At 48.3% G+C, this 8,711-nt stretch carries 6 protein-coding genes; all 6 read left to right on the top strand.

The window, feature by feature from the left end; all coding sequences use genetic code 11:
* Window positions 1–289 precede the first annotated feature (289 nt).
* The gene (locus tag FS806_RS24470) at window positions 290–1,195 is read left to right on the top strand and encodes an ABC transporter permease (RefSeq protein ID WP_260982243.1); all 906 of its coding nucleotides are present in this window, start codon (window positions 290–292) and stop codon (window positions 1,193–1,195) included.
* A 19-nt stretch (window positions 1,196–1,214) separates the two neighbouring features.
* Window positions 1,215–2,084, top strand: coding sequence for a carbohydrate ABC transporter permease (locus tag FS806_RS24475; RefSeq protein ID WP_144941893.1), 870 nt, complete (start codon window positions 1,215–1,217; stop codon window positions 2,082–2,084).
* Window positions 2,085–2,110: 26 nt separating this feature from the next.
* Window positions 2,111–3,664, top strand: a complete 1,554-nt coding sequence (locus FS806_RS24480; protein WP_144941895.1) for an extracellular solute-binding protein — start codon at window positions 2,111–2,113, stop codon at window positions 3,662–3,664.
* 268 nt (window positions 3,665–3,932) lie between these two features.
* Entirely contained in the window at window positions 3,933–4,712 is a 780-nt protein-coding gene (locus FS806_RS24485) for a glucosamine-6-phosphate deaminase (RefSeq protein WP_144941897.1), read from the top strand.
* Window positions 4,709–5,866: an N-acetylglucosamine-6-phosphate deacetylase gene (locus FS806_RS24490; protein WP_144941899.1), complete on the top strand. Its 1,158-nt coding sequence runs from the start codon at window positions 4,709–4,711 to the stop codon at window positions 5,864–5,866. The genes FS806_RS24485 and FS806_RS24490 overlap by 4 nt, the downstream gene beginning before the upstream one ends.
* 425 nt (window positions 5,867–6,291) lie before the next feature.
* Window positions 6,292–8,628, top strand: coding sequence for a helix-turn-helix domain-containing protein (locus FS806_RS24495; protein WP_144941901.1), 2,337 nt, complete (start codon window positions 6,292–6,294; stop codon window positions 8,626–8,628).
* Window positions 8,629–8,711: the final 83 nt, after the last annotated feature.

Genomic DNA, 8,711 nt, shown 5'->3' on the forward strand with positions numbered 1-8,711 from the left:
CAAGCACTTCGTAAGTCAAAGATGAAATCATGCGAAATAGGGAGAAAAACGGAGAAAATATTAATTTATTGAGGGAGGGTAAACCGCAAGGGAATGTGTGGAGATCCATATGCGACCATATGCATTTTTAAAAACGAGGTGACCACCACCTCTGTTCCTGCCAATAGATCGATCCCAGATATTCCCTCGCCGTCAAATATTATCCTCAAGCACTTCGTAAGTCAAAGATGAAATCATGCGAAATAGGGAGAAAAACGGAGAAAATATTAATTTATTGAGGGAGGAGTATATGCAATCTTTACATCGATTCAGGATTAGGAATTGGCCGCTTTATACGATGATCCTTCCGGGTCTAATCTATTTCGTCGTTTTTAAGTACATTCCTCTAAGCGGCAGCATCATTGCATTCCAGGATTACAACGTATTCGACGGTGTGTGGGGAAGCTCGTTCGTAGGGTTGAAGCATTTCATCAACTTGTTTACGTACCCGGAGTTTTACAGCGTACTGACCAATACAGTGTTGATCAGCCTATACAAGCTCTTCTTTGGCTTTCCGGCCCCCATTCTTCTGGCACTCTTATTGAATGAAGTCAGGAAAGTCCTGTTTAAGCGAACGATTCAAACGGTGCTTTATTTGCCGCATTTTTTGTCTTGGGTGATTGCAGGTGGGTTGATCATCAATTTTTTATCACCAAGCTCGGGGATTGTGAATGAATGGATACGCTCCTTCTGCAGCGAGCCCATATTCTTTCTGCAGGAGCCGAAATACTTCCGAACTATAATTGTCGGATCGGGAATATGGAAGGAGGTCGGATGGAATACCATCATCTATCTGGCTGCCCTCGCCGGTATTAACCCGGATTTGTATGAGGCGGCCGAGGTCGACGGGGCGGGGAAGCTTCGCCAGGCCTTCAGCATCACGATCCCTTCCCTGCTGCCGACGATCATTGTGCTCCTGCTATTAAACATAGGCCATATCCTTGATCTGGGGTTTGAACAAATTTATATGTTTCTGAATCCGCTTGTGTATGAAACGGGAGAGGTATTTGACACTTATATTTATCGAATCGGATTGTTGGGCGGGCAGTTCAGCTATACGACCGCGATAGGCATTTTTAAATCGATCGTTGGCTTTATTTTATTGTTCGGGGCCAACTATTTAAGTAAAAAGATGACGGACCATTCCATCTTTTAATCTTCAAGGGGGCCGGAGCATGATAGGAATGACCAAGGGACAGAGAGCCTTTTCCATACTGAACCCTTTATTTTTGACTCTGCTGAGCTTAACGATGCTGTATCCTTTTCTATATGTTCTTGCGGGATCCTTCAGCAGCGGGCTGGCCATTTCACAAGGCAAGGTAACGGTTTTCCCCGTCGACTTTACGTTTGCGAATTATACTGCCGTTCTGAGCAACCCGGGGATCTGGCGTTCGTTCGGTGTGACGGTTTTGATTACTGCTGCCGGGACCTTTATTAACTTGGTTCTGACAGCGCTTATGGCGTACGGACTCTCGTACCGGGAATTGAAAGGACGCTCGCTAATCCTCGTTCTGGTGCTGTTTACGATGATTTTTCAAGCGCCGATGATCCCGAGCTTCTTGCTCGTGAAGTCCATGGCGATGCTGGATACCCTCTGGTCGTTGATTATTCCGTCAGCGATCAACGCATTCAATCTCATCATCATGGTTTCGTTCTTCCAGAACATCCCCCGAAGCTTGATAGATGCGGCCAAGATAGATGGGTGCGGGGAATACCGGTCTTTATGGAAAGTTGTATTGCCGCTTTCCATCCCTTCATTGAGCACGATCGGACTGTTTTATGCAGTTGCCCATTGGAACGGATATTTTCAAGCCGTTATGTACATTACCAAGCCACAGCTTTACCCGCTTCAGCTTAAGCTGCGGCAGCTTATCGTCGAGAATCAGGCGGAACAAATGATGCAAACCGCCTCGTTGACCCTTCAATCGCTGGAAGGGATCAAGATGGCGACGATCATTATTGCTTCTGTTCCTATTTTGCTGGTTTATCCTTTTATCCAAAAGCATTTTATTAAAGGGGCTATGTTAGGTTCCATCAAAGGATAAGCCCAATAAATCTATAGGGGGAAATCATGATGAAAAGGTTGACTTTCCTGATCTCTTTGCTCCTGCTCGCAGGCTGCGCATCCCAGGCAGACACTGGTGAAGACAATGAAATAAAGGCAGCGGAAGGAAAGGGCGGGGATCAGGCACTCTCCTTGCGTATCGGACAAACAACGGCCGGCCAGCAGTATATCGAGGCTTCGCCGGATATCAATAAGGATAAATATGTGGAGAAGATAAGGGAGCTATCGGGCATTAATATTAAGATCGATCCGCTCATTCCCTGGCAGGATTATAATCAAAAGATGAATCTGCTTTTCGCACGCGGGGATTTGCCCGATCTGCTGCAGACCCAAGGGATTAATGTGGCGGAAGTCGCACCGGCCGTAGATCATGGGGTGCTGCTGCCCTTAAATGAACTGATAGAGAAGTATGGCCCGAATCTGAAAAAAAATATTCCGGAAGAGGCGTGGAGCTCTCCGAAGGTGAGCAAAGACGGGAAAATCTATGGAATTCCCCAATCTATATTTGTCCGCAACAATAACGTAGTTTACGTGCGCAAAGATTGGTTGGACGCGTTGGGGCTGGAAATCCCGAAGACGGTGGATGATTATATCAATATGCTCCGCGCCTTCAAAGAAGGAGATCCGAACGGCAACGGAAAATCCGACGAAATTCCGTTCAGCGGCCGGGCAAATTTTGCTTTCAGCGATATCTTCTTCGGCGCTTATGACGTGCTTCCGGGCGGTTGGAAATATGAGAACGATCAATTGGTGCCCAATTTTATTCGGCCGGACATGAAGGAAGCGTTAAAGGTATATAAGCTGCTGTACCAAGAAAAGCTGCTGGATAATGAATTTATGGTACAGCAAGGAAAAGATTGGGATGCCAAGATCAAAGGGCAGGGAGTAGTGGGCATGTGGCAGCACGCCGCGACATATCCCGACAAATGGTTGATGGAGGTTCAGGCCAATACCCCTTCCGCCGAGGTTGTGATCCTCCCGGCGCCTACCGGACCTGACGGCAAAGGCGGCGCTAATTTGGGCTCATCCGTAGGAATGGTATATGTTATTCCCAAATCAAGCGAAAACCCGGAGACGGCGATCAAATATTTGGACTGGTTGTTCAGCGATGAAGCGAAGCGGTTTCTGACGTACGGAATCGAAGGCGAAAACTACACCATGGAAGGCAGTCAAATCAAGTATAAATATCCGGATACGCAGGCAGCTATTTATGAAGAGCAAATGTATAACATTTTTCTGGATTATATGGGGCAGAATTACTTGGAAAATGAAGAATTTATGTCCGGGCGCAATCATGGCCAGCTCATTGTAGACGCCATGGCTATCGCAAATAATGAAGGCCGGATTAACGACGGACTTGATATTCCTGCAATGCCGACCCTTCAGACAAGGCCGGAACTGGCTTATGACGGATTATGGATGCAATTCGCGGCTAAAGTGATAACGGGGGAAGAGTCCATTGACGGATTCGATCAATTTGTAGAAGACTGGAAAAAACGCGGCGGCAACGAATGGATTAAGGAAGCCACGCAGTGGTATAACGAAACATATCGGAAATAATCTATACAAGTCCCCGGGCACACGGTTTGGGGACTTTTATTTGTCTAAAATTACGGTATCACGCGGCTGCTCGCAATCGAAGGCTCGAAAGCAGTGTTTATATCAGTATCGCGATAAATTTCCGGGTAATATTTCTCGCAATTCTTTATTAAAGCATTGTCAGGGTATGGGATTTCGCCCATAATAGAGGTAGTCAACAGGCTTTGGCAGCAACGGCAAAGGTTAAAGCTGCTGACATTCCGATTATGATCAAGGAGGACAACCTAATATGAGTTCAACGATTCAACCGGTTCTGACCGAGACGTGCGAGCGGTTGCAGGTTCGCGTATACAGGAACCGTCAGGAACTGGGGCAAAGTGCCGGACTGGCTGCGGCCAGCAAGGTGAAGGAGCTTCTGGGGAAGCAGGAGAGGGTTCGCATGATTTTTGCCGCTGCTCCTTCTCAGAACGAATTTTTGGAAACACTGGCGAAGGATCCGGATATTGATTGGTCCCGTATAACCGCTTTTCATATGGATGAATATATCGGTTTGAAGCGGGATGCTCCGCAGCGGTTCAGCCAATTTTTGCAGGATCGAATTTTTGATATTGTCAAGCCTGGCGAAGTTCATCTGATCGACAGCTCCAATTCGATAGAAGAAGAATGTAAGCGCTATTCGGATCTGCTTAAGGAGGCTCCGATCGACATCGTTTGTCTGGGGATTGGCGAGAATGGCCATATAGCTTTTAATGATCCGCCGGTAGCCGATTTCGAAGATCCGGTGCTGATGAAGCCCGTCGAACTGGATGACGCCTGCCGCCAGCAGCAGGTGAATGATGGCTGCTTCCCGACCTTTGACGCGGTTCCGACTCATGCGCTTACGCTCACTATTCCGGCGATTATGTCAGGAAGTCATCTATTCTGTATGGTTCCGGGACCGACCAAGCGCAACGCGGTTATGCACACGTTAAACGGGCCGCTGACAACGGAATGCCCGGCTTCTATTCTTCGTACTCATCCGGATTGTACCCTGTATGTCGATACCGATTCCTATGAGGTGAAAGCATGAGTGGGGAGCAGCTAACGGTTCTGGAAGGATTGGACTACAAGTCCGGCAATCCTGTCCGGGTAACGATAAGCGAGGGGAAGATTCGGGAAGTGGCGCCTGTGCAGGCAGAAGCCGACGGTTCCCTTCCATGGATTGCACCCGGACTCGTTGATCTCCAGATTAACGGATACTTTGGGATTGATTTCAATACACTTCCATTGTCAACGGAAGCGGTCCAAGAGGTGACCCGCCGGATTGCAAAATTGGGTGTTACTTCGTACTATCCAACGGTGATAACGAACAGCCCCGAGGATATTGAGCGGCTTGTCGGAATTATTGCAGAAGCTTGCGATTCCGATCCATTGACCGCGCAGTGCATAGCGGGCATACATGTGGAGGGTCCGTTTATTTCACCTGAGGACGGAGCCCGCGGGGCTCACAGTAAGGAATACGTGACCGCTCCCGATTGGGAGCTCTTCCAGAGGTGGCAGCGCGCGGCCGGAGGCCGGATACGCATTCTTACGCTTTCTCCGGAATGGGACAACGCCCCGGAGTTCATTGCGAAGTGCAGCGCGGAGGGAGTCACCGTGTCCATCGGGCATACTTCGGCGACACCGGAGCAGATTCGGGCGGCAGTGGCCGCGGGGGCCAGGATGTCGACCCATCTGGGCAATGGAGCGCAATTGATGCTCCCGCGTCACCCCAATTATATTTGGGAGCAGCTGGCCAGCGACGAGCTGAGCCCTTGTGCGATAGCGGACGGGTTCCATCTGCCGGAATCCGTGCTCAAGGTATTCCTCAAGGCGAAGGCCGAGCAGCTCATGATAATCAGTGATGCGGTGTTCCTGAGCGGACTGGCTCCAGGCGAGTATGATACCCATATTGGCGGCAAGGTGGTGCTGACCCCGGAAGGTAGGCTCCATACGGCCCATAATCCGAACATACTCGCCGGATCGGCACAGATGCTTCCTTTCAATATCGAGCATCTCGTCCGCTCCAAGCTGTGTACTGCGGCCCAGGCGTGGGAGATGGCATCGACCCGTCCGGCGGCCTTCATGGGACTGCCTGCTGCCCAAGGTTTGAATGAGGGCGCCCCGGCGGATCTCGTCCTGTATAACTGGGAGGAAGACAAGCTCATGGTCAGAGAGGTTTACAAGAACGGCAGCTTGATATAGTAGCGATAGAGAGACAAGCGACAATTCAATACTTTTTTGAAAAGGGGGACCATAGCGTCCTCTTTTTTTTATCGATGTGTATGGATTCTGCAGCGGAATCTACGAAAAGGCTTCAATAGATGAAGTTGGGAGGTGCCGCAAAGGACTCGAAATACGTTTCGCGGCAAAAATTCCTGAGATAATGCAGGACTTTTAACAAATCTAAGAAAGTATAAGTTTCACCTTATACCGGTGTTATATTTTTTGCGTATTTTCAGGCTCAAATCTTAAATGTATACTATTGACCATTAAAAAAGATCATGTACAACAAGTGGGGGATTATCCATAATTAATATTGCTTTCCGGAATTTTCTAAAAGGCTCAAGTATACTCAAACTCTGCGGCATTAACCGATTTTAACATCAAGCGGAATAGGGGCGATATGGATGATGAGAACAAGAACGCTGAAGCCATGGAAAGGAAACGGACCCAAAAGCGTGTTTATTACTTTATTGACATCCTACATCATCATTCTTCTTATTCCTGTCATTATTGGAAGCGCTTTATACAAAAACGTGGAGAAGCTGATGGTGGATAATGCAAACCGGGCCCATCTGGGCATGCTGGAGCAAGTGAAACAGGTTATGGACAACCGTCTGGGGGAAATTGACTCCATGACCGTTCAGTTGGCGCTGAATCCGAAGCTTCTCTGGCTGCTGAGCAATGTGGGGGGTGACACGGTTAACGACCAAATCAAGTTTCTGGAATTTATGAAAGAAGTGAAGAACTTTCGAAATATCAGCACCTTTATAGAAGATTTTTTCATTTACTTTAAAAATACCGAAACGATCCTTACCCCGCTTATGAAGACGAACCCTGAAGTGTATTTCAACAAGATTCGTTCATACGAGGACAAAGGCTACGATTGGGTGATGAACGAGCTGCTCTCCGGACATCGTTACAAAACTTATATACCGGCGTCTCCCATTACCGACAGAATTGCATCCACTACGACCAATTATATTACCTACGTTCAGTCGCTGCCGCTCGCCAACTTTTCGGACCCGGAAGGATACCTCGTCATTCATATCGGTGAACAGGAAATCAATCAACTGCTCAAGCAGGTGGAATGGGTTCATAATGGGGCGATCTATATTTTGGATGAGAATTATCAGGTGATGATGACGAATTCGCAGGAGGGGCTCGATCCCAAGCTCTATACCCAGCTCACGGAGCCAAGCGATTACTATAATATTGTGCAGAACGGCGAGGAAAAAATGTTGTCGTATACGACCAGCGCCAAGAACGGCTGGAAATACGTCTCGGTCGTACCGACCTCGATCGTTATGGAACAAGTCAACAGAGTGAAGGACGGGGCGCTGGCGATGCTGGTCATCTGCCTGGCGGCCGGAGCCGTCGCTTCTTATGTGATGGCTTACCGCAACTATAGCCCGATTCGCGAAATGATCCAGGAAATCATCAAAGGGAGAGGCCTTAAGAGAGGCCATTTTACCAACGAGTACGATTTTATTAAAAAAATGATCGTGCTTTCTCTGAATGAAGAGAAGCATTTGCGCAAAACGCTGGAGGAGCAGGCACCGGTGCTGCAGGCGAACTTTCTGACCCGGTTGATCAAGGGGCATGCGGAAATAGACGCGGCCCAAGACCGCTCTCTCGAATTTATGGGAGTTCATTTCGAGCATGACTTTTTCTGCACCATGATTATAGAGATAGATGACTGCTCGAGCTTTATCAAAGGGGATACCGAAAGGGAATGGGCGCTGGTCCGCTTTATTCTTACCAACGTATGCAGCGAATTAATGCAGGATAAGGGCTATATTGTGGAAATGGACCGGGACCGGCTGGCTGTGCTGACCAGCATTCCTGAAGCGGATGACGAGGTCAAGATGCGGCGGAACGATTTTATCCGTCAACTGAAGCAGGTCATTGAAGAGAGATTTCGCATTCAAACGACCGTGGCGGTCAGCATGATCCATCAGGGGATGGAGGAGATTGGGAGATGCTACCGGGAAGCGCTGATGGCGATGGATTACCGAGTCATTTACGGGGCGAATGAAGTTATCTTCTATGAAGATCTCGAGGATTTGGAGCAGCATTATTATCACTACCCGATGGAAGCCGAGGTTCAATTGATGAATTACGCGAAGAGCGGGGATTACGTTCATGCCGAGAAGCTGCTGGAGCAAATTTACGAGGTCAACTTCACGGACCATAAAATTACTCCCGAAATGGGCAAATGCCTCTTCTTCGATATGCTGAGTACTGTCCTGAAGGTGTCCAACGGAATGAATATCGATGACAAGAAGCTGTTCGCAGGCTCGTCCGATCCGGCGAAATCGATCTCCGATTGCTCGACTGCCGAAGAAATGCTGGGCAAAATCAAAGAGCTTTATATGCAAATATGCACCCATTCCCGGGAAGAGAAGACGGATCACAGCGAGCGGCTGTATGCCAGAATTTGCAGTTATATTGAACAGAACGGAGTCGATTGCAACATCAGCTTGACGATGATGGCGGATCATTTTCAAATTACACCGCAGTACCTGTCGTCGTTCTTCAAGAAGCACAGCGGACAGAACATTACCGATTACATCGCGGCCGTGCGAATTCGGGAATCGAAAGCTCTTCTTGCCGATCAGACGTTGACCGTTTCACAAATTGCGCAGAAGGTCGGTTATTCCAATGACGTCGGATTTATTCGTTTTTTCAAAAAATACGAAGGCGTAACACCGGGAAAATATCGGGAAATGCTGCGTCGCTGAAGAGAAGCTTTAACATGAAATCGGAATGTGGATAACTCAATCCTGTGGATAACCCGCCATCGCACCACGGAATGCCTGTTTCA

This window comes from Paenibacillus sp. 32O-W, assembly GCF_007679495.1.
GTDB classification, from domain to species: domain Bacteria; phylum Bacillota; class Bacilli; order Paenibacillales; family NBRC-103111; genus Paenibacillus_L; species Paenibacillus_L residui.

What these genes read in the sequence shown, in the direction of transcription:
- FS806_RS24470 (WP_260982243.1), top strand. Translation starts at nt 290, where the DNA reads ATGCAATCTTTACATCGATTCAGGATTAGGAATTGGCCGCTTTATACG.
- FS806_RS24475 (WP_144941893.1), top strand. Translation starts at nt 1,215, where the DNA reads ATGATAGGAATGACCAAGGGACAGAGAGCCTTTTCCATACTGAACCCT.
- FS806_RS24480 (WP_144941895.1), top strand. Translation starts at nt 2,111, where the DNA reads ATGATGAAAAGGTTGACTTTCCTGATCTCTTTGCTCCTGCTCGCAGGC.
- FS806_RS24485 (WP_144941897.1), top strand. Translation starts at nt 3,933, where the DNA reads ATGAGTTCAACGATTCAACCGGTTCTGACCGAGACGTGCGAGCGGTTG.
- FS806_RS24490 (WP_144941899.1), top strand. Translation starts at nt 4,709, where the DNA reads ATGAGTGGGGAGCAGCTAACGGTTCTGGAAGGATTGGACTACAAGTCC.
- FS806_RS24495 (WP_144941901.1), top strand. Translation starts at nt 6,292, where the DNA reads ATGATGAGAACAAGAACGCTGAAGCCATGGAAAGGAAACGGACCCAAA.